The organism is Actinoallomurus sp. NPDC050550, assembly GCF_040655075.1.
In the GTDB taxonomy this organism is placed as follows: domain Bacteria; phylum Actinomycetota; class Actinomycetes; order Streptosporangiales; family Streptosporangiaceae; genus Actinoallomurus.
Genome location: NZ_JBFAJC010000079.1, coordinates 22035 through 47497, shown reverse-complemented (window position 1 = coordinate 47497; position 25463 = coordinate 22035). Strand labels below are relative to the sequence as shown.

14 protein-coding genes are annotated in these 25463 nt (G+C 70.0%); 1 reads left to right on the top strand and 13 read right to left on the bottom strand.

Translation table 11 applies throughout. From position 1 onward, the window contains the following. Positions 1-135: 135 nt before the first annotated feature. The 4 genes from AB0I04_RS50775 to AB0I04_RS50760 all read right to left on the bottom strand — a co-directional run bounded on the left by AB0I04_RS50775 (position 136) and on the right by AB0I04_RS50760 (position 4125). Complete coding sequence (locus AB0I04_RS50775) at positions 136-1644, bottom strand: hypothetical protein (protein WP_360902639.1); 1509 nt, start codon at positions 1642-1644, stop codon at positions 136-138. Between the two features lie 1015 nt (positions 1645-2659). Further along, complete coding sequence (locus tag AB0I04_RS50770; RefSeq protein ID WP_360902636.1) at positions 2660-2902, bottom strand: hypothetical protein; 243 nt, start codon at positions 2900-2902, stop codon at positions 2660-2662. Positions 2903-2971: 69 nt separating this feature from the next. After that, the gene (locus AB0I04_RS50765; RefSeq protein ID WP_360902633.1) at positions 2972-3475 is read right to left on the bottom strand and encodes an integrase core domain-containing protein; all 504 of its coding nucleotides are present in this window, start codon (positions 3473-3475) and stop codon (positions 2972-2974) included. Next, the gene (locus AB0I04_RS50760) at positions 3367-4125 is read right to left on the bottom strand and encodes a helix-turn-helix domain-containing protein (RefSeq protein ID WP_360902630.1); all 759 of its coding nucleotides are present in this window, start codon (positions 4123-4125) and stop codon (positions 3367-3369) included. The genes AB0I04_RS50765 and AB0I04_RS50760 overlap by 109 nt, the downstream gene beginning before the upstream one ends. Positions 4126-4254: 129 nt before the next feature. Here AB0I04_RS50760 and AB0I04_RS50755 point away from each other — a divergent pair, with 129 nt between their 5' ends. Next, entirely contained in the window at positions 4255-4719 is a 465-nt protein-coding gene (locus AB0I04_RS50755; protein ID WP_360902627.1) for an integrase core domain-containing protein, read from the top strand. A gap of 168 nt (positions 4720-4887) precedes the next feature. Here AB0I04_RS50755 and AB0I04_RS50750 read toward each other — a convergent pair whose 3' ends face one another. From AB0I04_RS50750 to AB0I04_RS50710, 9 genes are read right to left on the bottom strand one after another with little or no spacing between them, the layout of a single operon-like run. After that, on the bottom strand, positions 4888-6903 hold the full coding sequence (locus AB0I04_RS50750; RefSeq protein ID WP_360902624.1) for an acyltransferase domain-containing protein: 2016 nt from the start codon (positions 6901-6903) through the stop codon (positions 4888-4890). A gap of 1 nt (position 6904) precedes the next feature. Beyond that, positions 6905-7171, bottom strand: a complete 267-nt coding sequence (locus tag AB0I04_RS50745) for an acyl carrier protein (RefSeq protein ID WP_360902621.1) — start codon at positions 7169-7171, stop codon at positions 6905-6907. Next, positions 7164-8384 (bottom strand): wax ester/triacylglycerol synthase domain-containing protein, encoded by a 1221-nt coding sequence (locus AB0I04_RS50740; protein ID WP_360902618.1) that lies wholly within the window; start codon positions 8382-8384, stop codon positions 7164-7166. The genes AB0I04_RS50745 and AB0I04_RS50740 overlap by 8 nt, the downstream gene beginning before the upstream one ends. Continuing rightward, positions 8374-14478 carry a beta-ketoacyl synthase N-terminal-like domain-containing protein gene (locus AB0I04_RS50735; RefSeq protein ID WP_360902615.1) on the bottom strand — a complete coding sequence of 2035 codons (6105 nt, stop codon included), beginning with the start codon at positions 14476-14478 and terminating at the stop codon, positions 8374-8376. The genes AB0I04_RS50740 and AB0I04_RS50735 overlap by 11 nt, the downstream gene beginning before the upstream one ends. Further along, positions 14475-19382 (bottom strand): SDR family oxidoreductase, encoded by a 4908-nt coding sequence (locus tag AB0I04_RS50730; RefSeq protein ID WP_360902612.1) that lies wholly within the window; start codon positions 19380-19382, stop codon positions 14475-14477. The genes AB0I04_RS50735 and AB0I04_RS50730 overlap by 4 nt, the downstream gene beginning before the upstream one ends. 18 nt (positions 19383-19400) lie before the next feature. After that, entirely contained in the window at positions 19401-20984 is a 1584-nt protein-coding gene (locus AB0I04_RS50725; RefSeq protein WP_360902609.1) for a PfaD family polyunsaturated fatty acid/polyketide biosynthesis protein, read from the bottom strand. Next, positions 20981-21967 (bottom strand): SDR family oxidoreductase, encoded by a 987-nt coding sequence (locus tag AB0I04_RS50720; RefSeq protein WP_360902606.1) that lies wholly within the window; start codon positions 21965-21967, stop codon positions 20981-20983. Before AB0I04_RS50720 ends, AB0I04_RS50725 begins: the two co-directional genes overlap by 4 nt. Next, entirely contained in the window at positions 21964-23031 is a 1068-nt protein-coding gene (locus AB0I04_RS50715) for an acyl-CoA dehydrogenase (protein ID WP_360902645.1), read from the bottom strand. The genes AB0I04_RS50720 and AB0I04_RS50715 overlap by 4 nt, the downstream gene beginning before the upstream one ends. Beyond that, a complete protein-coding gene (locus tag AB0I04_RS50710; protein ID WP_360902603.1) occupies positions 23012-25345 on the bottom strand; it encodes an efflux RND transporter permease subunit in 2334 nt (777 codons plus the stop codon). Before AB0I04_RS50710 ends, AB0I04_RS50715 begins: the two co-directional genes overlap by 20 nt. Positions 25346-25463 lie beyond the last annotated feature (118 nt).

Below are 25463 nucleotides of genomic sequence, written 5' to 3'. Positions count from 1 at the left end.
CCCGGCCTTGTCCGCAGACGCGATACCGGCGCACCACACCCCGGGGCCCCGCGCGGGGGGGCGCGGCCCCGCGGGTATGGCCGAGGTTGCAGCCCTCAGCCGATGCTCACCTTGGCCGATGGCGGTGGTGGGGTTTCACACCCGTTTGGCCGGATCTTCGTTGCTGTGGTCTTGAGCCATCTTGTTCTCCTGGTCTGGCTCTGCCTGTTGCTGTCCGGTGTCGGGTCCGGGTGTATTGCTGGAATCGGCGTTCCCGCCGCCGGTGCCGTCACTGCCGCTTCCGCCGCCGGAGGAACTCCCGTCGCCCGACGAACTCCCAGGGCCGCCGCCTGTGGACGGCGTACCGCCAGAGGATCCGTTACCAGGTGAGGGGTTGCCGGGGTGGCTGCCCTCGCCGAGCCGGTTACCGTTCTGGTTGCCTGCGCTGCCGTCGCAGCCGCCGGCGGAAGCGGCCCCGGCCGAGCAACTGGGGGCTGAGCGGTATGGCTCGGGTGTGGGGTGTTGCTGAACAGGTCCCGGCGCGGGTGCGGGGTTGTCGGCCGGTGGGCTTGCTGCGGCGAGCCCTGGTATCAACAATCCCGGGAACAACTCTGGCACCTCGGGTTCTGGTATGCCGTTCGGTCCGACCGGCGGGACGATCCCCGGGTACGGGCTGCCGCCACCGCAGCCGCTGGGGCCGAAACCGGCCATGCAGTCCTGCGGTATGTCAGGCGACGGTTTCTCCTGCTTCGGCGGATCCACGACGACGGGGGGTTCGGGTGCTGAGTCGGGGACCTGCTTCCACAGGTTGTCTCCGGGAACAAACCCCGGAGTGGTCGCCGGGTTGTTCGGGTCTCCCGGGTAGGTCAGTCCAGGAACGGTCGGAGCCGAGGCGGCCGGGGGCGTCCCGGGAGCCAGGCCAGGCCATGGGCCGGCCGGTACAGGCGCCGTCCCGGCCGGTACCGGATCCGGGGCGGGTTTGGACGGGCCGGCCAGCGGGTCGGCCGGGTGGCTGCCCTCGCCGAGCCGGTTGCCGGTCGCCGGGACGCCCGGCGTCTGCGGCGCGAGGGCCGGACCTCCGGCCGCGGACGGGGTGGTCTGGGGGGTCACGAACGCGTTGTTCTGGGTGCCGGTCTTGGGTTCGGGCTCAATGGCGGCCAGCCGTCTTTCTTCCCTGGCCCTTGCCCTGGCCGCCCGGTCAGCCGCCTTGGCCGCCTCCAACTTCTTCTCGGCCTTCGCCAATGCTCTGTCGGCTTTGTCGCGCAGCTTCTGCGTCCTACGGGACCCGATGCGCTTGTTCCGGGCCCTGGCGTAGATCGCGTCGCGATTGGCCTTCCTGACTTTCGCCCGGGCCGCCTCCACCGCCTCCTTGGTGTCCGCGGGCGTTGGGGCCGAATGGTCGGCCTGCTCCTGGAGAAGCCGTATCACCAACTTCTTGGTGTTCTGGACCCAGAATTTGGGATCACGTGGGTCAAGAGGCGGAGGGATGGGGCTGGGGTCACCGAGCTCAGGCAATTTCCACAACCCGATCCTGTACTCGGCCTTGACTCGATTCCACAGCTGGGATTCTGGTACGCCGTTCGGGTCGACCGGCGGCACGATCCCCAGGTACGGGTTGGCGCCACCGCAGCCGTGGGGGCCGCCGGCCATGCAGTCCTGCGGCACGCGAGGCAACGGTTTCTGCTGCTTCGGCGGATCCACGACGACGGGAGGTTCCCAAGCCCGCCCCGGTACCGGCCTGGACGGCGCCTGCACCGGCTCCCAGGACGCCCCCGGCCGCCTCGGCTCCGACCGTTTCTGGACCGGCCTACCCGGGAGACCTGAACAACGCCGCAACCACTCCGGGGTTTGTTCCCAGAGACAACCTGTGGAAGCAACTCCCCGACTCGGCGCCCTGGACGGGCCGGCCGGGTGGCTGCTCTCGCCGAGCCGGTCGCCGGTCGCCGCGACACCCGGCGTCCGCAGCCGGACAGCCCGACTGACGGCGGCGGACGGGGTGGGCTGGTAGCCGCCCTGCTTCTTGACCAGCCACACCACCGACTTCCTGGTGTGATGGACCCAGAAGTCAGGATGACGTGGGTCAAGAGACGGAGGGGCGCCCGGGTTACCGGCCTTAGGCAATGTCCACGACCCGATCGTGTACTCGGCCCTGGCTCGATTCCACGCCTTTGACCACCCGCCGCCGCCAGACACCCGGTGGCCCTGCGAGGGATTCCCACCCCGATTCTCGCTCATAGGCCGGATCGGAGGCCCGCCTGCCGACGCGGCGTGCGCGGCACCGTGGGCCCGTTTCCTGAACTTCTTCAGCCACCCTTCGCGACCAGGCGGCGGGTGGCGGTGGGAGGGTTTCCCGCTAGGCCGCCCGCTGACCGGAGCCGCGTGCGCCACCCCTGCGGTGAAGGTGTCGTAGGCCACGGCGCCCAGCACCCCGACGAACGTCAATGCAGCCAGGGTGAGATGCACCCGCATCAACCGGAACACGAATCTGCCCATGTGATCAACCACACCCCCCCGAAAGGGTGTCCGGCAACACTTCCAAGAGATCCGGACAACCCGGACGCGTCCCGCGCACCACCAGACCGGAACTGCCCCCGTCGAACTCGACCTTCAGTCCGTGGGTTCGGCCTCTTCGCCCTATGTCCCGCTGGCCTTCGATTCCGCGAGCCAAGGCAGGCGGTGGTCAGGCGGAGATAATGCGAGGCAGCGTGCGGGCGGTAAGGGCGAGCCGTGTGGCGCTGGCGCCGGCGGCGAGGGCCAAGGGCCAAGCAAGCGCTGGGGCGGTCAAGGTGAGGCCGACGAGTGCTGCCGTGTCGAGGGTGATGAATCCGATACTGCCGATGACGGCGGCGAAGCGGGTGCGGGCGTAGCGGATCCGCCCTGTGGCGGCGGTGGCCAAGGCGGTGACTCCGGCAAGCAAGAGCACGTAGCCGCTCCAACTCGGCCTGTTCGGGCGACTTGCCCTTCCGGGGAGTGGTGGCCGGACCGGAAACGGTCAACTGTCCACTGTCGCGCTGCCGGCGCCACAACCCGATATTCGAGTCATAAAGCCTGTGGGATGTGAAAACCCGGATCTAGGGTTTGACCTGCGGTTTCTCGCGTAGGGCCATGCAGCGCTCCGGTACTCGCTGATCAGGCCGTAAACGGCTTGGCGCCGCGTAAGCCGAATGTGATTCAGGTCGGCCGGAGCCGCCGATAGCGGTTGGGGCGGTCGCCGGTCTCGTGCCCGGTGCGGGCGATGGGTGTTGTAGTGGCGTTCGTAAGCGGTGAGTACCCCGCGCAGGTGCTGCTCGTTGTAGATCAGGAGCCGGTCGGTGCATTCGCGCCGGACGGTGCCGACCCAGCGTTCGGCGATCGCGTTCGCCCGCGGTGCACGGACCGGTGTCCGGATCACCCGGGCACCGAGTGAGGTGAACACCTCATCGAAGACACCGGTGAACTTCGCGTCGCGGTCTCGGATGAGGAACCGCACCTGTTCGGCTCTGCCGCCCAGATCCATACCAGGTTCCGGGCCTGCTGGGCGACCCACGAACCCGTCGGGTTCGCCGTGGCCCCTGCGATGTGGACGAGCCTGGTCCCGTGCTCGATGAAGAACAGCACGTAGATCCGCTTGAGGAACGCAGTCTCGACGTGGAACAGATCGCAGGCGATGATCCCTTCGGCCTGCGCTTTCAGAAACTGTCCCCAGGTGGGGCCGCTGCGCCGTGGAGCGGGGCGCAGGCCAGCGCGTTTGAGGATGTCCCGCACGGTGCTGGGCGGTACCCGGACGCCGACTCCGGCGAGTTCACCGCTGATCCGCTGATAGCCCCACGTCGGGTTCTCACAAGCCAACCGCACCACTGCATCGCGGATGTCGACCCGGGTAGAAGGATGGCCGGGACGCCTACGCGAGTAGGTCCACTTGCGGGTGATCAGACGGCGATGCCAGCGCAGCAATGTCGCCGGCGTCACGAAGAAGCTCTTCCACGATGGCCGAGGCAGTAACCGCGACAGCGCGGCCAACAGGACCCGGTCTCCGTCGCTCAGGTCAGGCCGATCGACCTGACGGCGCAGAACCGCGACCTGGTGCCGAAGCGCGACAATCTCGATCTCCTTCGCACGGTCACCGCACCCGAACAACACCACGAGTTGGAGGAATCGACAGACCAAGAGGTACAGCACAGACCAAGACACAAGCAACGAGGATGCCCTCTACCCCACCTTGCCCCGGCCACGGAGCCGCAGGTCAAGGTCCCTGAACCCGGTTTCCACACCCCACACGGCCCCGCGCCCGCGGGGATGGTCCCCAAGAGCCCGAGGCGGTCACCTATGCACGCACGTCGGCCCCGCGCCCGCGGGGATGGTGCAACGAAGGTGGTCTTCACCGCCGGATCTGAGGAGTCGGCCCCGCGCCTGCGGGGAGGGGAGGTGTTCAAGTCCGAAGGGCTACGGATCATCACCACTCTGCCGAAGACGCCACGGATGAACGCCATCTGCGAACGCGTCATCGGCACCCTCCGCCGCGAACTCCTGGACCGGACCCTGATTCTCGGCGAACGCCACCTGGCACTGGTACTCCGCGAGTACCTGATCCACTACAACCGCCACCGGCCGCACCAATCCCGGCAACAGCGGCCCCGGACATCGAAACGCAGCCCGTCTGGGACGTGGCCGACCCGCGATCCGCGTCCGCCGAAAACCCGTTGTCGCGGGAGTGATCAACGAATATCACCACGCCGCTTAACCCCAGCTCAGACCACGTAACTCAATATTCGAGCGGCACAGGGTGGGGGCTGTACACCTTCACACCATCTGCCCTTCTCGGAGTTGATGCCGCAGATCACCACCGTGTGCCGCCTGAACTCCACCCTCTCCTAAGTGTCCAGGTCGGGAAGAGGCCCCGAGCGCGGGCTCATCGAGACGCGACAGCGTTCACCGGCCGGGGCTGAGCGCGGTCATGTCGACGGGGACGCCGTGGGAGAACAGCCGTGCGGCGACGCGAGCGACGTCGGTGTCGGTGCGGGAACCGCGGTGGTCCATTGATTCGGCGAGGTGGGGGGTGTCGTGCAGGGTCTCGTGGATCCAGCGGGTGCAGGAGGAGGCGGGGCCGACCTCGATGAAGAAGCGGTAGCCGTGGTCGTAAACGGTGCGGACCAGGCGCGGGAAGTCCACGGTCCGTGCCGCGCTTCTGCCGAGGGCGTCTGCGACCTGGTCGTCGGTGAACTCGTCGATCCGGCGGTAGGACGCGGAGATGAACAGCTCTGTGCCGAAGGGCGGCGCGATCGTGGCTCGCCTCAGGCTGGCGGCCATTTTGGTCTCGTCGACCAGGGGGCAGTGCATGACCAGGTCTGTGGGCAGTCGGAGGGCGTCGCAGCCGCTGGTTTCGATCAGTGCCCGGCACTGTTTCGGGTCGCCTGCGATGATGACCTCATTCGGAGTGTTCACCTGGGTGAGATAGACGCGGTCGAATCGTCCCAGCGGCAGGTCTGCGGCAGCGGCGAAGATCAGGTGGGTGGCCCAGATCTCGGCGGAAGGGACGCTTTGCGGGATGCGCCAGGCGGTGCGCACCGCTAGCTTCGCACCGGAAAGCTGGTCCTCGAAGAGCGATTCGGCGCGGACCGCCCGGTCCTGGAGATGGGCGTCGGCCGGCGCCCAGCAGCCCGAGGCGTACATCATGCTGACCTCGCCCAGGCTGTATCCGAACGCTCCGTGCACCGGCACGCCGAGCAGTCCGACGATCTGGCTCTGCGCATATCCGAAGTAGGACACCGCCGCGAAGGCCTCGGCCGGGTCGCTCAGCAACGCGGACCCGGTATCGGTCGCCGGCCGTGCGGCCCGGGGGTAGATCAGGCGGTGGCGCATCAGGTCGGCCAGGCGGTCTGTTTGCTCTTCCAATCGAGGCAGCAGGCCCGGGAAGTAGCGGAACATGTCGATGCCCAGACCCGGATAGGCGTTGAAGGCCCCGGGATAGACCAGGGCGACCTTGCCCGCGGGACCCATCGGTGCGGGTGTGAAATAGCTGCCTTTGGGGGTCTTCCATTCATTCTTGGCCGCGCCCATGGTCTTGCTTGCGAAGGCCAGTTCCCGCTCCAGTCCCGCGACGTCCGGGGCACAGAACACCGCGCGGAGAGCGGAGCCGGGTGACCGGGCCAGGTTGGCGTGCGTGAGGTCGGCGACGCTGGCCCCGGCCCGGAGCGCTTCACCCGTCGTGCCGACCCGGTCGACCAGGTCGCGAAGGTCGGTGCCGGTGACCGGCAGCACCAGACAGCCTTCCGCGCGTGCCCAGTCAACGACCTGAAGGTCGCCTCGGGAGGTGGCGCCGGCCAGTAGGAGGTGACTTGAGGGCCCGAGGCGCACGGCCGCACGGCGTGGGCTGTGCCGGGACGGCCGGGGCCAGGGGCCGCTCCCATCGGGAAGGTAGGCGTGGTGCAGGCACAGAGCCGCCTTGATGACAGCGATGACCGGATTGTCGGTGAAGGGTTCGAGGTACTCGACCTCGGCAGACGCCGGTCCGCCGGACTCGGTGATCAGTGCATCGATGCGAGCGTAGACCGGTGACCGGGTGATTATCAAAGCTCCCGCTCCCTCTGGGGAAGCCGCGGCGATCAATACCGCCTCCAGGCCGGGCTGGAGCATCAGCCGTCGTGCGGAGTCGATCGCGCTTTCCCACGCGGTCACCGAGCAGGGGCCGGTGAGCTGCCACCGTTCCACGATCTGCTCGGCAGCGTCTTCCCGGCCGGGGGCCAGGATGACGGCGATGCGCTGCCCGGGTTCACATCCCGCGTCGCGCATGGCCTCATCGACCGCGACGAGCAGCGACGGGCTGGTCGGACGGGCCCCGACCACCCGTCCTGCGTAGACCGCCCGCTCGAGGTGGGCCACGGTTTGGTACGGGCCGGTCCGGCAGCCCATACCCGCTATGCCGAGTTTCGGCGGCACGGTGACCATCTCACAGGTCCCTGGCGGCCAGGACCGCGTCGATGACCGAGCTCACCGTGGTGTAGGCGTTGAGATCGAGCATGTCCTGCGGTTCCGGGAATCCGTACCGTCGCGCCAGCAGGGTCACCAGCTCCGCTTTTCTCAGTGAGTCCATTCCGAGGTCGACTGCCAGGTCGTGCTCCTCGCTGATGCTCTGGGCGGGATATCCGAGCGTCGCGCCGAACAGCTCCTGGATTTCCTTGAGCAGGACGGCCCGGCCGGTGGTGAGGTCATTCATTCTTCAGCTCCTGGATGGATCGGAGCCACCTGGCCGGCAGTTCGTCGGCCGTGGCAAGACTCGAGTCGGCGCAGAAGGCCACGCAGGTGTGGTCTGGGGAGATGGCCATTCCCGCCGAGAAGTGATGGCCGCGGGGCAGGATGAGCGCCGGGATGACCTTCGTCGCCGGTCTTCCCGCCAGGCTGAGCGCCCCTCCAACTACCGGGAAGCAACTTGTGAGCAGCTGCGCGTACCGGGAGCTCATGGCACGGCCGACAGCGAACTGGCCGAACCATTTTGGGGTCATCGAGGGGAGCCCGCGCTCAGCATCCTGGTGCCCGCGCCGCAGCCCATGCGCGGTCCGGTCCGCGATGACCTCCAGCCTCCTGAGCGGCCTTTCCTCATCGCACGGCAGCCGAACCCGGAAAGCCGACAGGCGGTTGCCACTGTGGCTGCCCTCCCCGATGTTTCTGGTGTTCACGGGCACGAGCGCCCACAGGGTACGGCCGGCGTGCCAGGGAGAGTCCGGCCAGGCACGCAGTACTCCGGTGAGCCCCGCGAGAAAGACGTCGTTGATGGTCACATCATGTTTACGGGCGATGGCGTTGAGTTCCAGGCCTGAGATGAATCCCCAGGACAGGCGGCGTTCGTGCATGAAATCGTCGCGGGCGGTCTGGGTGGCCACGGGCACCAGCGACCGCACGTTGTTGGCCAGGCCGCGGGCGGTCGCCCACAGGCTCGGCCTCTGGGGTGTGGGAACGAGCAGCGGATCGGTTTTGGGAGCTGGGCCCAGCGCCGCGTCGGCCATCCGCCGTATCGCCGGCGCGTCATGCAGCGCATGGTGCCCGAGGTAGAGCAGGGCAAATTCCTGATCGGAGTATCCGTGGACGAGCCAGCAGCGCCACAGCGGCAGGGGGCCCTCGAAGCGTTCCTTCAGCAGCTCGTTGATCGCACTGCCGAGTTCGGGTGTGAGGTGCTCGCGGATCAGCAGGGTGGGGTCGGCGGAGCCGGCCGGTGTCCAGCGGGCCTGCCGCCAGGAGCCGCCGTCGAGGCGGCAGTTCATCGGGGGCAGCTCACAGAGCCTGCCCCACAGCTGTTCCCGCACGTCTTGGAGAGAGGGCGGCCGCCCGGGGAACACCAGCACCGCTCCGGTGCCGAGTGAGACCTGCGGGTTGCGTGCCTGGTAGGCGAGGAAGCCGCGATCGAAGGCTCGGAGCGGATGATCAGCTGCCACCTGAGTCTCCTGTGCTCGCCGAAACGCTGCGTACGCGGACCGTGCCGTCCTGCTCGATCACCTGGAGGCGGTGCCGTTCGGCCTGCGCCTGTACCCGGGACGGATGCACTCGCCTCAGCCGGCCGACATGGTCTTTGATCGCGATGTCCGCGAGATGGTCCCGGGCGAGCGCCTGCGGCGAAAGCCCGTATGCGTGGGCCACGGTGCCCTGCAGCCAGTCGTACTTCTCCAGCCCGGCAACCGACAGGACCGTTTCGTCGCCCTCGGCGGTCGAGACCCCCAGTCCGTTCACGTAGGTCAGATCGCGCAGGAACGCGCGTCTTTCCGCACCGGTGACATCGCCGAAAGCCCCCAACGGCAGCAGCGCCTCGACCAGGCTGACCGCCGCCAGCACCCTGCCCTGAGACTGGAGCTGGAGGTCTATGCGCGGGAGTCTCGGTCCGGTGCCCGACAGGCCCGCGAACCGTGCCTCCACCTCCACAAGACCCTCATCGGGCAACCGTTCGAAGATCTCAAGGCGGAGGAGGCGATGCGGGAAACCGACCTGGTCGTGGCCGATCTCGGGTGCCCAAAGCCACAATCTGTCATGCGGGATGGCGTGGAGGGCGGCGTCGAGAAGCCCGGGAGCCAGCAGGCCTCTTGGCACCCGGCCTCGCCCGGCGTCAAGGACGGCTGAGGCTCCCGCCGGTCCCGTCCGCAGGGAAAGCAGGTACTGGAAGCTCGGCCCGTGAAACAGCGTCCCGGTCTGATAGGGGTCGGGTTGCGGCAGCGCGTCAGCCAGGGGCGCGAACGCAACGGGTGACGAAGGCGCCTGCTCGCCGCTGGGGACGACGGCGGTGGCCATGGGTTCCCACCGCGCCTGCGTCTTTCGCCACGCCATGAGGGTGAGCTGGATTCCGCTCCTGGTGTGCTGGGCTTTCGTGCGTATCCGGACCGTGCCGGGTACCAGCAGCCAGCCGGAGATCTGCAGATCCTCGAGTACGCGCACCTCGGTTCCCGCGTAGTCCGTGGCGGCCCTGGCCAGCAGGTCCGCCACCGAGGCCATGGGCAGCGCGGGGACGGTCCAGGTCGGCCGGTGATCGGACAGCCACGGGTCGTGCCGTGGATCGAGGACCTGCTCTGCCACGGCCGGTGAGGTGTCGTCCTTCGAGCCGGAAACGATGCGCATTCCGATCCGCTGGACTTGGTAGATACGGCGGCCGTCCACCCACAGCCACGCCTGGGCGGTCACCAGGCAACCGTGATCGTCTTGGCTGATCCGCGTGATCTCGACCTCGACGGTCACCCGCCCGTCGGTCGGCGTGATCTGCCCCCGGTACTTCCAGGACAGTGCAAGCCCGGTCATGACCGGTTCGAACCGAGGGTTGGCGATGCCCACGCCCAGGTTTCGTTCGATCATGTAGAACTGCAGAAGCTGGCACACGGACTCGAGGCCCAGGGAGCCGGGTTGGACCGGGTCCTGGAAGAAGTGGGCCTTGAAGAACCATTCACCGGCGTCGACGTCCTTCTCCGCCCGCAACCGACCCAGCCTCGCCGCACCGCCCTGTGGCCAGTAGCCGGTGACGCGGTCGAGCATGAGCAGCATCGGGCCGGCCAGCCGCAACCGCCCGCCGCAGTATCTGGCGGGCCGTTGAGTCAGATCCACCAGGTAGTCGCAGGGTTGGGCGAACGCCGCCTGTTCGGCAGGTGCCGGAGGCAGGCCGCCCTGGTTGTCGAAGGACTCCGAGGGGAAGAAGCCGAACGTCGCCGAACCGCTCAGGACGGATTGTCCGTCCGCGAGGCACTCCAGATCGAACCCCTGGATGATCACGCCGTCGTGCTGTGCGTGGCTGCGCAGCTCTACCCGGGTACGGAGAGTTCGCGTCTGCGGCCCCACTTCCGCCTCGACCGTGATGTCGCCGCCGAGATTGCGGAAGAACACATCGGTCTGCGAGCCCAGTGTGGTGCCGATGGCCACGGCGAGCGCCCCGCAGGGCTGGAGCACCACCTCGCTGAGCACGCACAACGGCATCACCTGGTGACCGTTCTGCTCGAAGTACCAGACCTCGTCGGGCACGTCGTAGTCGACGTCGATACGGCTGCCGACCTCCCCGCCGGCCGCCGGCGTTTCCAGGCCGGTCACCCGGGTCATGAACTGGTACGGCGGGCCGGGCAGCCGCGCCACCCGGCGGGCACCGTCGAAGGCGGCGAACCGTGGTCCGTAGGCCTCAGTCGGCCGGCCCCACGCGGAGGCGAGAATCGCCGCGTAGTCGTAGGGGATTCCCCCGGCTTCGGCCACCGGCTTGGACTCCCGGTGGCCCCGCAGGCCACCCAGCGTGGCCGGGGGCACCGGGTCACCGGTCTTCTGCACGGCGGGGGCCGACAGCTCGCGCCAGTGACTCAGCGGCCAGTCCGGTACCAGACGCAGTCCCAGCCGCTCGCCGTGCAGGGCGGCGATCCCGTCCGCGCTGCACAGCACGTCGGCGAACAGCGTCGGACATGGCCCAGCCGACATTTGCGAGACGAAGACCTCATAGACCAGCAGCCGGCTCGCCGGGGTGACCTGGCTTCGGCACCGCATCCGGAAGGTCTCGTCGGGGACGGGTTCGAACCGCCAGCCGTCGCGTTCGATGGTGAATCCCATCGCGGTGAGATAGAACGCCATGGCCTGCAGGCCCCCCTGCATCATCAGGGTCCCCGGCATACACGGGTCGTTCAGGAAATGCCCGTCGAAGAACCAGTCGTGGGGGGTGATCGGCAGTTCCGCCCGCAGATACCCACGGCCCCACGGACCGCCCCGCGGATCGAGCTCGGTCACCTCGCCGAGGAGCAGCATGCGCCCTTGGTCGATCCGCGGGCTGCGTATGTGGGCGCGGGTGGCCGCCCATCCGGGACCGAAGCAGTCGGCGGGATGCCCCGACGCGAACGCTCGTACCGCTTGGTGATCGAAGCTGCGACCCACGCCGTCGATCGCCGGCGGATCGAGCTGGAGACCTGCGGGGGGCGCGGATGCGGCGGGATCCCACAGGACGCCCGTCGACTCGGCGAGTTCCTGATCGGTGAAGAAGCCCGCCTGCCCGTTGCCGACCGTCAGCCGCGGCGAGCCACCGACCCGGCATTCGCTGTGGAAGAAGAAGATCCGGACACCGTCGTGTTCGGCGTGCCCGTCCACCCCGATCTGATGGCGGACGGTCTCGCCCGGCCCCGGCGGACTGCCGTGGAACCGCAGGTCACAACCGAGGAGCCGGTAGCGGCGTTCGCCCCGGTTCAGCAGGTCGACGCCGAGCCAGCTGATGAGCAGCAGGTCGGCCTGCCCGCTCTCCACCAGAAGACCAGGCGGCATCAGCCCGGTGCCGTCGAGGTACCAGCTGTCCGGACGTACGTCGGTCTCCGTCCAGATCGTCCCGGTGCCCATCGAGGCAGGCACCGCGTCGAGGCCGGTCACCCGGTCCACCAGCAGCAAGGGAGGCGCCGGAAGCCGGGTCTGGTGGAGATGGCCATCCTGTGGCGCGAACCGCTGGCCGAACACCGCCGAGATCCGGCCGGTGGCGAGCCTCTCCAGCTGGCTGCGGTCGAAGGTCGTGGCCGCCCGTGCGGGAACCCGCAGGAACGCTGCCTCGGCGCGCAGCCGTGACTGGAGAAACCGTGTGTGCACCTCGGCCTGAAGGGCCTGGAAATCGGCCTGTTTGGTGAGGAATTCCTGATGGAGCTCGTGGATGCGGCCCTGGTGCCGGACTGCGGCCACCAGAACCGGATCGAGGCGGGCCGGTTGCGGCTGCGGGAGCACGACCGGCGGCCGGTGCGCCGCCCACCGCAGCACGGCGCCACGATCGGCGGGCCGCTCGCCCACCAGCGCGGCGGTGTCGGCCGGTACTCCCGCCGCCACGTCCGCCGCCCGCAAGCGCACCCGCACGGGATCGGCTTGCAGCGGGGCGGTGACTGCTTCCGCAGTGCGCAGGTCTGGGGTAGGACCCTGACCGGGTAGGGCACGGTGGTGCAGCGCGAGCGCCGCGACGGCGAGGGACAGCAGCCCTTGTACGGCATGCGCGCTGCCGAACTGTTCCGCGGGGTCGTAGTGGGCGCCAAGGTGACGATCACCGACGACCAGGTCGGGCACGGCCCTCGGTCGGTCCTCGAGCAGGGCGATCACCGGGTCGCCGTCACGGCGGGCGTCGCCGCGGCGTTTGAGCACCAGGACCACCGCGGCGTCCGAGGCGACCCGGTCGAGGCCGAGTTCGCGCAGCGCCGCCCGGTGCACGGGTTCGGCGGAAAGGTCGACCGCGCCCACCACCGCCGCGTCCGCCTCGCCGGTCCTGATCGCCCGGGCCGCGAGTTCGACGGCGACCAGCCCGGACGCCTCTTCGGCGCAGACGGCGTAGCCAGGGCCGCCGAGGTCGAGCTGGGCGTTGATCCGGTTCGCGACGATGTTCAGCATCATCCCCAGGGCCGCCGCCGCGGTCAGCGGCGGCGCGAAGGCCGACTGGGAGGCCGGATCGGGCGCCCGCCACCGGGCCAGGTACCGTGCCCCTTCGAGATCACAGCCCGCCCCGACCACGACCATCGTCCGCTGAGCCGGCAGACTGACACCGCGGACGGCGTCACGGACCGTTTCGAGCATCAGCACCTGCTGCGCGAGCGCCTCCTGAAGATCACTCGGCGGGACCCGCAGGCCCTCCAGGGATACCTCGACCACTTCCATCGGCTTGCGAGGCGGCCCGCCCTGGAAGAGCGCCGACGGGAAATCGGCCTGCCCCGCCTGTACCCCCACCGCGACGACCGCGATCTGCGAGGGCTCCGGCAGCGTGGGGCGGATCGGGATCGAAGTCCGGGTGGCGTCCGGATCCCAAGCGTCCACGATGAGGTGGGCGTTGGTGCCGCCGAAGCCGAAGGCGTTGATCACGGCCCGCCTGGGTCCCCGCCATTCCTCGGCCTCATGCAGCAGCCGCAACGGTGTCCCTGCCAGATCTTCAAGGGGTTGCTGCGCGTTCAGGGTCGGCGGGAGCACCCCCGCCCGCATCGCGCCGAGCACCTTCAGCAGCGAGGCTCCGCCGGCCGCGGTGATGAGATGACCGACATTCGACTTGACCGAGCCGATGGGCAGGTCCGCGCAACCACCGAACACCTCTGCCATGCTCCGGACCTCCACGGCGTCGCCGGCCGCCGTCCCGGTGGCGTGGCATTCGGCCAGGGAGACGCTCTGCGGCGGGAGTCCTGCGGCCTGGAAGGCGAGCCGCATCGCCCGGGTCTGCCCCTGCTCGGCCGGCGAGAGCAGGCTGGCGGCCCTGCCGTCGTTGGTGAGGCCGGCTCCGCGGATCACGCCGTGGATCGGGGCGCCCGCCGCCAGCGCGTCGCTCAGCCTCATCAACGCGACGAACGCCGCGCCTTCGGCTGGTACCAGGCCATCGGCGTCACGGTGGAAAGGCCGGCTCCGGCCGGTGCGGCTCATCGCCTCCAACGCGCAGAAACCCAGGTGAATGTTGAGATTGTCGGAGGCGTTGACCCCCCCGGCGATCATGAGTTCGGCTCGGGCGTCCTGCAGCCGGTCACACGCGATCTTGATCGCGTACAGTGACGAGGCACAGGCCGCGTCGAGCGCGAACCCGCCGGCGTCGAAGCCGAGTGCGCGGGCGGCCAGCTGCGCCGGGAGGCCCGAGCAGAAGCGGTTGCGGGCATCGGGACGAGGGGCCGCGTGCCGGCCGTCGAGCCACACGTCCTCGGCGTAGCGTGCCGCCGCGGCCGACGGGTAGGACAGGTTGCCGAGCACCAGGCCCGTTCGGGCCGAGCGTTCCTGCTGGCCCGATTCGCGCAGGGCCTCACGAACGCCGAACAGCGTCCACTGGAACACCCGGTCCAGCTCACCGATCGAGCCGGGGTCGAGCCGGAAGCCTGTGGGGTCGAACACCGACTCGAAGCCGTGGACATAGCCGCCCACGTCGGTCCAGGTCCGGTCGGCGCAGTCTCCCATGACGCGCCCGTGCGCTACCCCCCACCGGCCCTCGGGAACGTGGGTGAGGCTGGTCCGCCCGGCCAGGACGTTTTCCCAGAAGGAATCGGGGTCGAGCGCGCCGGGCAGGACGCAGCCCCGCCCGACAACGGCGATCGGCTCGAAACTCATGGCCGCCCCCGCCCGGCCACGATGATGACCGACGTGCTGCCCGAGGTGTCCTGGAGTTCTCGCAGGAAGGCCCGCGTACCGTCCCTCAGCGGGATCAACGGCACCTCCCGAGCCTGGAGTTGGGCCGCGAGAGCCGGGGTGACCATGCCGCCGTTCCACGGCCCCCAAGCGATGGCCCGTACCAGGCAGTCCGGGCGCTTGGCCCGTTCGAGGGCCGCCACGTGTGCGAGGACCTCGTTGGCCATGGCGTAGTCGCACTGGCCGGGGTTGCCGTGGCAGGCGGCCACGGAGGAGAAGACGCACAGCAGCCGGAGCGGATCGTCGGCCGTGGCCGCGAGCAGGTGGCGCAACCCTTGGACCTTGGTACCGAAGACCTGGTCGAACTGCTCATCGGTCTTGTCGGCGATCTGCCGGTCGGCGAGCACCCCGGCGCCGTGCACGAGCCCGGTGATCGGTCCCCATGTGCTGCGGACCTCGGCCAGGGCGCGGGTGACCGCCGGGCCGTCCCGTACGTCGAGCGCGACATAGCGTGCGGTCGCGCCGGCCTGGCTCAGCGCCTCCAGGGTCGCGTGGACCTCACGGGCCGCCAGCACCCGACGGGCCCGCCTCCCCAGGTCGAGAAGGTCGGGCACCGATCCGTTCCGCCGGCCCTGTTCGGCCAGGATGCCGACCAGGGCCTCCTCTGAATGCGCGCCTGACAGCCCTTCCGGCTCCTCCTCCAGGGCGGTGCGCCCCAGCAGCACGAGCCTGGGCCGGTACTTCCCGGCGAGTTCGAGCAACGCCGCGGCCGTCACTCCCCGCGCACCACCGGCCGCCACGATGACCAGCTCACCCAGGGCCGGGCCGGGCCCGGACACGGCCGGAATCTCCTGCTCCCGCAGGGTCACCCGGGTCGCGCCCAGCCCCACGTTCAGGGTCGATCCACCGGTGGTCAGCTCCTGGACGATCGCGGTGGCGGCGGCGTCCGGGTCCCGGTGGGCGCTGTCGATGGCCTTGACCGAGGCTTTGGGCCATTCCCGGGCGGCGGTTCTGGCGAGGGCCGCCAGCCCGCCCAGCCAGGCACCGGCCGCGTCTGTGCCGGTGAGGCCGAAGTCGCCACCGGTGCACTGGACCGTCACGAAGATCCCGCCGGTGGCCGTCATCGCCGGCGCCACCGCCCGGGCGGCCTGAAACGCCGCCCGCTGGATGCTCATCGCCTCCTCCACCGAGGTGACCTCGCGCAGCCCGCCGAGGTAGAGGACGCCGCGGGCGCCCTTGGGCACCTCCGCAACGATTTCTGCGGCGATGCCCTGCGCGGCCAGCAGGTCCGCGACCAGCGGGGCGACCCCGCCCAGATCATCTGTGATCATCAGCGGGGTGTCGCCGAGCCCGGCCATCGCGATTCCGGGCGCCGGTTCGGGCACTGACTTGACCACCAGTCGCGTGGTCACCGCGGTCTGACCAGAGAGCGGGGCGCCAAGCCGCTCCACGATCGCACCGATGGTCCGGAGCTTGCCGAGACCGGCCTGCTGGGAGATGTCCGCGCCGGCCAGGTGAGGGGCCGCCGCCCGCATCGCTGAGAGGATCTCCACTCGCTTGATCGAGTCGATGCCCAGATCAGATTCGAGGTCCATACTCGGCTCCAGCATGTCCACCGGGTAGCCGGTCTTGTCTGCCACCACGCTCAGCAGCAGCGACTCGATGTCCAGGTCTGCGGCCGTCTCCTGCACCGGCGCCGCCGGAGCAGGGGGGATCTCGGGGGGCGGTTGTGCCGGCGCCGGCACGCTGGGCGAGGGCAGGCTGGGCGAAGGCACGCTGGGCGAAGGCAGGCTGGGCGAAGGCAGGCTCGGCGGGGCGCCGCCACCACCCAGGTAGGTGCTCATCATGGTGAACGAGGCTTCCGCGGTCTTCATGAAAGCCTGATGGCTGTCGGCCATCGACTGCTGGAAGTCGGCCATCACCCGCTGAAAGGCGGCGTACGTGTCAGCGGTCTGCCGCTGGGACTCCTGCACGATCTGCAACCAGGCAGGTTCGGCCGGGGATGGGGGAGGCTCCGGCGCCTGCCGGTGAACAGCATCCGGACCGGCCGAGGACGGCGGCCGCTCCTGCGGGCGGGTGGCCGGGGGCTCGCTGCGGTTGGCGCCACTGAGCTTGACACTTGTCCTGGCCGGTTCGGGGACCGTGCTCCGCCGGGGGGGCCGGTAGGACTCCCAGAGCGCCGCGAAATCGAGTGGGACACCGCGTACGGCGAGGCCGGCGAGCGCTTCGTGCAGGCAGGTCACGCCGTGCCCGCCGCGCCGGTCGAGGGCGACCGCCCAGTGCGGGCGCCCGGCGAGGATTGCGCCGATCAGCCCGGTGAGCACGGAGCCTGCGCCTACCTCGATGAACGTCCTGACGCCGGCTTCGTACATCGCCTCGATCTGGTCGGCGAACCTGACCGGGGTGAGCAGCTGGCTGCCGAGCCTGCGGCGGATCTGCGCCGCCTCGGCGGGATAGGGCGCGGCGTCAGCGTTCCCGTACACATCGATCTGCGGGGGCAGGATCTGCGCGTCGGCCAGCGCGGCCGAGAACGGCTCGGCGGCGGCTGCGACCAGCGGGCTGTGGAACGCGGCGGCGGTGTCCAGGTAGGTGCTGGTGATCCCGCCCGCGAGGAGTTTCTGTCGCACGGTCTCAAGGGCCTGTACCGCGCCGGACAGTGCGAGCTGTTTCGGCGCGTTGTGGTTGGCGATCCACACCTGGTCGGTGTCGCAGGCCTCCAGAACGGCTTGGACCTCCGCTGCCCCGGTGGCCACGGCCAGCATCGCCCCCGGGGCAGCGGCCGCGTCCCGCATCAGCTCACCGCGCCGTCGCGCCAGCCCGATCAGGGTGTCGGCGTCGAAGACTCCGGCCTGGTGCAGCGCGACGAGCTCACCGAGGCTGTGCCCGGCCACGCAGTCAGGGCGCAGGTTCAGCGCGTGCAGCAGGTCCAGGAGTACGAGGCTGTGCGCCGCCAGCGCGGGTTGAGCCTGGTGGGTGGCCTGCAGCCGGAGCCGTTGATCCTCACGCCCGGCCTCGTCGAACGCGGAGACCGGGAACACCACCCGGGAAAGCAGATCGTCAGCGGGACAGAGCCGGTCGACCCGGTCCCAGACGGCCTGCGCTCGAGGGAAGTGCATGGTCACCTCACCGCTCATGCCGACGTACTGGGAACCCTGGCCGGGAAACAGGTAGGCCAGGCGTCCGCTGCCGGGTCGCCCGGCACCGTAGTGGACGCCCTCCGGCGTGGAGAAGGCCTCCCCAGGCCGCCGTTCGATCGCCGCGGCCGCCTCTTGGAGCCGGGCCGCCAGGTCCACGGCGTCCGCGGCGACCACCGCGAGCCGCGCTTGGTCGGCGGGCCGGAACCGCTGCTGGGAATGCTGTGCGAGGTCGGCCAGTGCCCGGCCTGCGTTCAGTCCCCGGATCCGCTCCACCAGGTGTCGCGGCGTCGGTCCGGACACCAGCACCAGTTCCGTCGGAGCCGTACGCGACCGCCGGGCCGCCCGGCCGCCGCCAGGGGTGTACTCCTCGAGCGTTACATGGAAGTTGGTGCCACCGAATCCGAAACTCGACACAGAAGCACGGCGTGGGTGGGAGGCGCTGTGCACCCAGGGCCGTGCCGTCGTGTTCAGATAGAACGGGCTGGTCTCCAGCCCGAGCCCGGGATCGGGACGGTCCACTTTGATCGTCGGAGGCAGGACCTGATGGTGCAGCGCCATCGCGGCCTTGAAGAGCCCGGCCGCGCCGGCCGTCCACTTGGTGTGGCCGACCTGAGACTTGACCGAGCCCAGGGCGCACCACTGCCGATCGGTGCGCCCGGAATCGGCCGCCACCTCCCGCAGCGCCGCCACCTCGGCGGCGTCGCCGGCCGTCGTGCCTGTCCCGTGCGCCTCGACCAGCCCGACCGTACCGAGGTCATAACCCGCCGCACCGTATGCGCGGCGCAGCGCCCGGGCCTGCCCGGCCGGAACGGGAGCGAAGATGGCCGCGCCCCGGCCGTCTGAGGAGGAGCCGACGCCGCGGATGACGGCGTAGATCCGGTCGCCGTCGCCTTCGGCGTCCTCCAGCCGCCGGAGCGCGAACATGATGATGCCCTCGCCGAGGATCGTCCCGTCTGCGGCGTCGGAGAACGGACGGCAGTCGCCGGTGCGAGACAGCGCGAGGGACTTGCTGAACGACAGGAAGGAACCGATGTGGTTGAGGGTGTCCACGCCGCCGGTGACGACCATGTCCGCGCGGCCCAGGCTCAGCTCGTCCACGGCCATCGAGACGGCAGCGAGGGAAGCGGCGCAGGCCGCGTCCGTCGTGCAGTTGGTACCGTGCAGATCGAACCTGTTGGCCACCCGGCCCGCCACCACATTGCCCAGCAGGCCGGGGAAGGAGGCCTCCCGCCAGGGCAGGTGGTGGGCGGCGATGCGATCGCAGATCGCCTTGGCTTCGGGCTCGGCGATCCCGTGCTCGCACAGTGCCTTCATCCAGAGTGGTCGCCGGTTGCGGCTCTCCATCTCCCCGAACAGCTCGGTCTGCCCGGTGCCGAGGATGACGCTGACGCTTTCCCGGTCGAGTGGCCGCTCACCTCGTCCCTCGGCCACGTCGTTGAGGACCTGCTCGGCGACGACCATGGCCAGTAGCTGAGCGTTGTCGGTCGCCTCCAGGATGGTGGGCGGAATCGCGAAGGCCATGGGGTCGAAATCCACCTGCGGCAGGAACGCGCCGCGTTTGCAGTAGGTCTTGTCCTCGGCTGCGGGGTCGGGGTCGTAGTAGTCCTCCACCAGCCAATGAGTCTCGGGGACGTCGGTGATCAGGTCGCGGCCCGCGATGATGGTGTACCAGAAACCGTCGACGTCGGTCGTGCCGGGCATGAGTGCGCCCATCCCCACGATCGCTATCGGAACCTGACGGTCGGGCATGGACTTCTCCTCGAAGGTTCAGGTCAATCGGCGAGGCTGGTAGGCGAATCCGGCCTGTGGCACCGTCAGGCCATAGGTGCGGAGCTGGTGGGCGCGGGTGAGTACGGCCGCGCCCTCCATCAGGTTGCGCGCGATCTGGACGACGGTCCGGCCGGCCGGCTCGGCGAGGAAGGTCCCGGCGGCCCACTGGTTGAAAGCACCGGCCGCCGGACCGCACCAGAGCTGGTAGTCGGTACGGCGGCCGGTGTCGCCGTCGATCGCCCAGCGGCTTGAACGCCCCAGGTACCACCGGAAGGCCAAGGCCATCCGATGTTTGGCATCACGCTCTGCCCGGTCGAGCTCGGCCGGATCGCGCTGCTCCCAGAACCGGCGGGTCTCCTGCCAGACCTCTTCGAGTGAGGCGTGCAGCACCGTCCGCTCGAGCTTTTCCCGCACCGGCTCGGGGATCGATTCCAGCGAGGGGTGCTCGCGGTAGATCTGGTACAACCGGGCGGCGCGGGGGCCGAACATCGTGCTCCGGCGCAGCACCTGCAGCCTGACACCGAGTTCGAACATGTCCGCCGACGGTGCCATCATGACGTCGGCGGGCCCGGCCTCCGCCAGCATGGCCTTGGCCTGCTCTGACACACCCGCTTCGACCGCCATCTGGTTCACCGAACCGGTCATGACGTAGGCGGCGCCCAGCGCGAACGCCGCGGCCACCCCGCCGGGAGTGCCGAGGCCACCGGCCGCGCCGACCCGGATCGGAGCGGCATAGCCGAACCGGCGGCACAGTTGGTCGCGCAACGCGAGCATCACCGGGAGGATCACGACCAACGGCCGGTTGTCGGTGTGGCCGCCGCTGTCGGCCTCGACCGTGACGTCGGCCGCCACCGGCACCCGGGCGGCCAGCCGTGCCTCGGCCTCGGTGAGCTGTCCCCGGCCCACCAGCACGGTCAGCAGCTCTTCCGGAGCCGGCGACATGAACAGCGCGGCGACGTCCGGATGGGAGACCTTGGCGAACAGATGGGTGCGCCGGGTGACGCCGCCCTGCCCGTCCTCGCGCAGCCCGGTCGCGGAACACCGGACGACCGCCGGGGTCAGCGTCATGTACGCCGAAGCCGAGATCCGGGGCACCCCCCGCCGGACGAGCAGTTCGGCGACCCGTTCCTCCAGTTCGGGCTCGGCCGGTGAGTGGATCAGATTGACCCCCCAGTTGGGGGTTCCCCGCAGCCCGGCGGACAGCTCATCGACCGCCCGCTCGACCTGTCCGGGCTCGAGTCCGGCGGCGCCGAAGAAGCCGAGCATCTGGGCCCGAGCCATCTCGATCACCAGCCGGGTGGTGGCGATGCCGTTGGCCATCTCGCCCGCCACATACGGGAAACGCACGTTGTGCGCCGTGCCGAACGAGCGGTCGCCCAGCCACTCCGGGTACAGCGGTGGAAGCGTGCCGAGCGGCCGGCAACCGGCGCTGAGCAGATCTTCGGTGCTGGACGCCACGCCGATGGCCCCGTCGCGGATCCGTGACACAAGATGTACCGGCTGCCGTATCTGCTGGATGTGCGCGAGGAGTTCCCGCTCACCGAAGACGGGAGCCTGCCCCGGGCGGGCCAGAGCGCTCATCTGCGCTCCCAGGGGGCTGTCATCTGCAGCGTCATCTCGGGGCGGCGCACCGCCCACCAGCGCACTGCCTGGGCGAGGCATTCCTCCATGGGGTCGACGCGCCAGGTGACCGGGAGGGGGTCGCGCATCCACAGGTACTCCATCATCGCCTCCATCACCCTGCGGGCCGGCCTCACCGAAGCCGCCGCCCGGCCGCCGGGGCCGACGAGGGGCCCGGCGAAGGGCGGGAGCTCCATGGCGGGAAGCCCCTTGCCGGCCCGGAACTGGTTGATGGCGGCGAAGGTCTGCTCGGTGACCATCTGGACGGTCAGCGCACCTGCTCCCCGGCCCAGAGACTCCACCCGGGTGCTGCGTGCCGGCGCCTGGGCGGCCAGCCGCAGGATGCAGTCGGCGACGTCGCAGACCGACACAAGGTCGACCAGTCCCTCGGGAAGGCCGGCGATCGCCGGGACCATTCCCATGCCCAGGCCGTAGACGAACTCGTACAGGCCGCAGAATCGGGCGACGGCGCCATCGCTCCGGCGCCCGATGACCAGGCACGGCCGGACGATGCTCAGCGGCGCGTACCGTTCGATCGCCACCCGTTCACACCAGGCCTTGGACCACTCATAGCTGTTGCGGTAGTCCCGCAGATCAGCCGAGTCCACGGTTCCGCACAGGCCCGTCGCGAAGGCGGTGGACACATGGATCAGATGGGTCTGCGGGGTGATGATCCCGGCCAGAGCCAGGACCGGGGCCACGTTCGCGGCCTGGGCCTGCTCCGGGGACATGTCGACCCGGGGCCTGCCGGCCAGATGCACGATCACATCCCAGCCGCGCCGCAGCTCCCGGGGCACCGGCTGCACTCCCATGACCCACGGGATGGCGCCACCGGCGGCAGTGGTCGCGCAGCCCACTACCTCCCAGCCCCGCTCGGCCGCCTGCTGGACCAGCTCATGTCCGATCACACCGGTGGCGCCGGTGACCAGCATCGTGCCGGTCACGACCACACCCACCGGTCGTACAGGGCGTCGTCGGTGCGCATGCCCTTGGCCGCGAGTTCCCACATCATCTCGTCGGTCCCGGCACCTACCCGGCCGATCCGGATGTCGCGCAGGAGCTGGGGGAAGCACGTTTCGTCCTCGACGTAGCCGTGGCCGCCGAACACGTGCGCGCATTCGCTGGCGACGCGCTCGGCCATGCGCGCCACGGTCGCCTTGATTCCAGCGACCTCGCACATGTTCGCCACGCCCGCCGCGGTGAACTCCGCCACGGCGGCGTACAGCCCCCGCCGGGCGAGCGTGGTCTGGGCGATGAGGTCGGCCAACCGCAGCCGGAGCACCTGATGCTCATACAGCGGTACGCCGAACTGTTTTCTGCGCCGTAAATGGGTCGCGGTGACCAGCAAGGCCAGGTTGAGCACGCCGAGCATCATCGCCGCGGTCGAGAGCCGCTCATAGACCAGCGCGGAACCTATCGCGGGCAGCGCCGTCCCCGGGCGGACCAGGATCGCCTCGTCGGGGATCTCGGTGTCGAAAGCCAGCCGGCAGGTCTCCAGCCCCCGCATGCCCATCGTGTCCACCTTCTTGACCACCCGCACCCCCTCCCGGCGTACCAGCGCCAGCGCAAGGCCCTCACTCGCGCGGCACAGCACCAGCACGACGTCCGCGGCTGCTCCCGGTGAGACGAACCATTTCGTTCCGCGCAGCCGCCATCGGCCGCCTTCACGGCTCAGCTCGGTGCCGACCTCGGCCAGATTGGAGCCGACCTCCTGCTCAGAGGTGGCCACACAGCACACGAACCGGCCATCCAAAGCGTGGTCGAGGACCTTCCTGGCGTACTCGGTGCGCGCGAAACCCCGCAACAGCGGCACCGCCGCCTCCAGATGCAGACCCACCCCCACCCCGACTCCGCCCAGCCCGGCCCGGCCGAACTCCTCGGCGAGCATCACGCTTTTGCCCAGATCCCCGTGCGGTCCGCCCGACCACCGCTCACGGAACAACCCGGCCAGCCCGAGCACGCCCACCGCCTCCGCCGGGAACTTCCGCTCACGCTCGGCCTCTGGCACCAGCGGCACCACCCGGTCGGTCACCAGAGCCCGCACCCGGGTCCGGAACTGGGTGACCTCCAGGCTCGCCTGCCCCAGGGGCAGCGCCAGGCCGAGATCTGTGGACATGCTTCCTCCTAAGGCTGGGCAGCCACCAGTTCCAGCGGCCGAGGATCCGCATCGCCGCAGGGACCAACAGGAGCCGGATCAGGGTGGCCTCCACGGCGAAGGCGACCATCAGCACGAAGCCGAACTGCCGGATCTCCAGGATGCGGGAGGTGAACAGTGCGGCGAAGACGGCGACCATGATGGCGGCGGCCAGGAAAATCGGCCGTGCGGTGCGCTGTAGCCCCGCGGCCACCGCATGAGTGTTGTCGCCGGTGGCGCGGTAGATCTCCTGGATGCGGCGGACCAGGAAGATTTCATAATCCATGGACAGCCCGAACAAGAACGCGAACACCAGCAACGGCAAATAGAACTGCACGGCACCGGCGGAGCCGAGGACCCCTCCTGGCAGAATGTGCTGGCAGACGGCGAGCAGCCCGTAGCCGGCGCCTACGGCGACGAGGTTCATCGCGACCGCCTTGAACGGCAGCAGCAGGCTGCCCAGCATGAGGGTCAGCAACACCAGGGACGCCGTCAGGATCAGGCCGATCAGCCACCATAGCCTGGTGGTGAATTCGTGGTGGGCGTCGACCAGCAGAGCGCTGGGTCCTCCGACGAGGACCCGGTGGCCGACGGGCGCGGCGGCGGGCACGATCTGGGTGCGGATCCGGCGGACCAGGTCGGCGGTGCGTGGTGAGTCCGGGCCCTCCCGCGGTACCGCGCCCAGCACGGTGACGTCGCGGCCGGTGATGGAGATGACCGCGGCCACCTGCGGGTCGGCGGACAGGGCGCCGGTGAGCGCGGTGACCTTCGGCGGCAGGGTGCGGGGCCGCCGCGCGACCAGCACCGTGATCGTGCCTGGGGCGCCGCCGAAAAAGTCGCCTTCCAGCACCGCCAGCCCGCGGCCGCTGGAGGTGCGGGCCAGGGTCTGCCGCTGGATGTCGGGGTAGGGCCGCAACGCCGAAGCGGGCGCCGCGCAGCCGACCAGCAGGACGCCGGCACCGATCAGGTAGGGCCACGGGTGGCGCATCAGCTGCCGGGCCCAGCGTGCCCAGACCCCCTCATCGGACAACACCGCCTCATAGGACCTGCGCCGCCACGGCACCATTCCCCGATCCAGCCACGGCGTCCACCACACCAGGAAGGCGGGCAGCAGGCTGAGCGCCGCGCCCATCGCCACCACGATCACCACGAACGCGCCGAAGGCGAACTCACGGAAGATCGCGACCCGTACCAGCAGCAGGCTGAGCGCCGCCACCGCCGCCACCGCCGCGCTGTAGGACACGGTCCGGCCGGCGGTGGCCACCGCCACCCCGGCCGCGTGCTCACGCGTGAGGCCGCGGCCCAGCTCCTCCCGGTAGCGGCTGACCACCAGCAGCGAGTAGTCGACGCCGACACCGAGCCCGACCACGCCGACGACCGTCAGCAAAAACGCGTCGAAACCGGCCACCCTGCCGACGACCGCGAACACCCCGAGCGTGACGACGATCGCCACCGCGGCCATGATCAGCGGCACGACCGCGGCGCCGAGCCCACCCAGCCCCACGACCAGCACGATCAGGGCCAGGGGCACCGCGACGCCCTCGATCTGCCGCACGTCGGCGACCTCGATGTTTCTGACGTCGTATCCCAAAGCCGTCGTGCCGACCAGATAGGCGCTGACCCGCCCGCGGGAGAGCCGCTGCGTGGCCTGTTCCAGCGCCGCGCGCTGCGCGGGGAAACGACGCAGCCGATCCCGCTCGGATCCGGTGACCCCGACGAAGGCGTAGAGGTTGTCCGGCGACCGGTAGGGCAGCGCGCCAGGCCGGTACGGGCCGGCCGGAACCGCCCCGGCGGGGGCGCCCCCCGGCCGCGGAAGCGGGATGACCGAGGTGATCCCGGGCTGGCGTTGCAGCGCCCGGTAGCCGCCCTCCACCGCGTGCTGATACAGCGGATCGGCCGCGGTCAAGCCGGCGGAGTGGAACACCCCGATCATCTGCTCCCGCCCCAACAGGGGCACACCCCGAGCCAGAGCCGCCTCGGCGCGCGCGGAGGCGGAACCCTCCACCGTGAGCGGCGGCGTTCCCAGCGAACCCAGCAGAACCGGCGACAGCGCCAGCGCGAACGCCACGGCGGCCAGCCAGCACGCAAGGACCCTCCGATGGTTGCGCGCCGCCACCACCGCCCAGCGGTAGAACAACCCGGGACCGTGCGGGACCGGCCGGGAACCGGCAAGCGTGCTCAGCCTCACCCGTCCAGCCTCCGATCACCTACAGGTTTGTCCGAACGGAAGGAATGCACGAAAGATGCACCCGGCGTGGGTGGCCTCCAGCCGACCCGCCCGGGGCCTTGCGGGGGCCAGCCCCTCC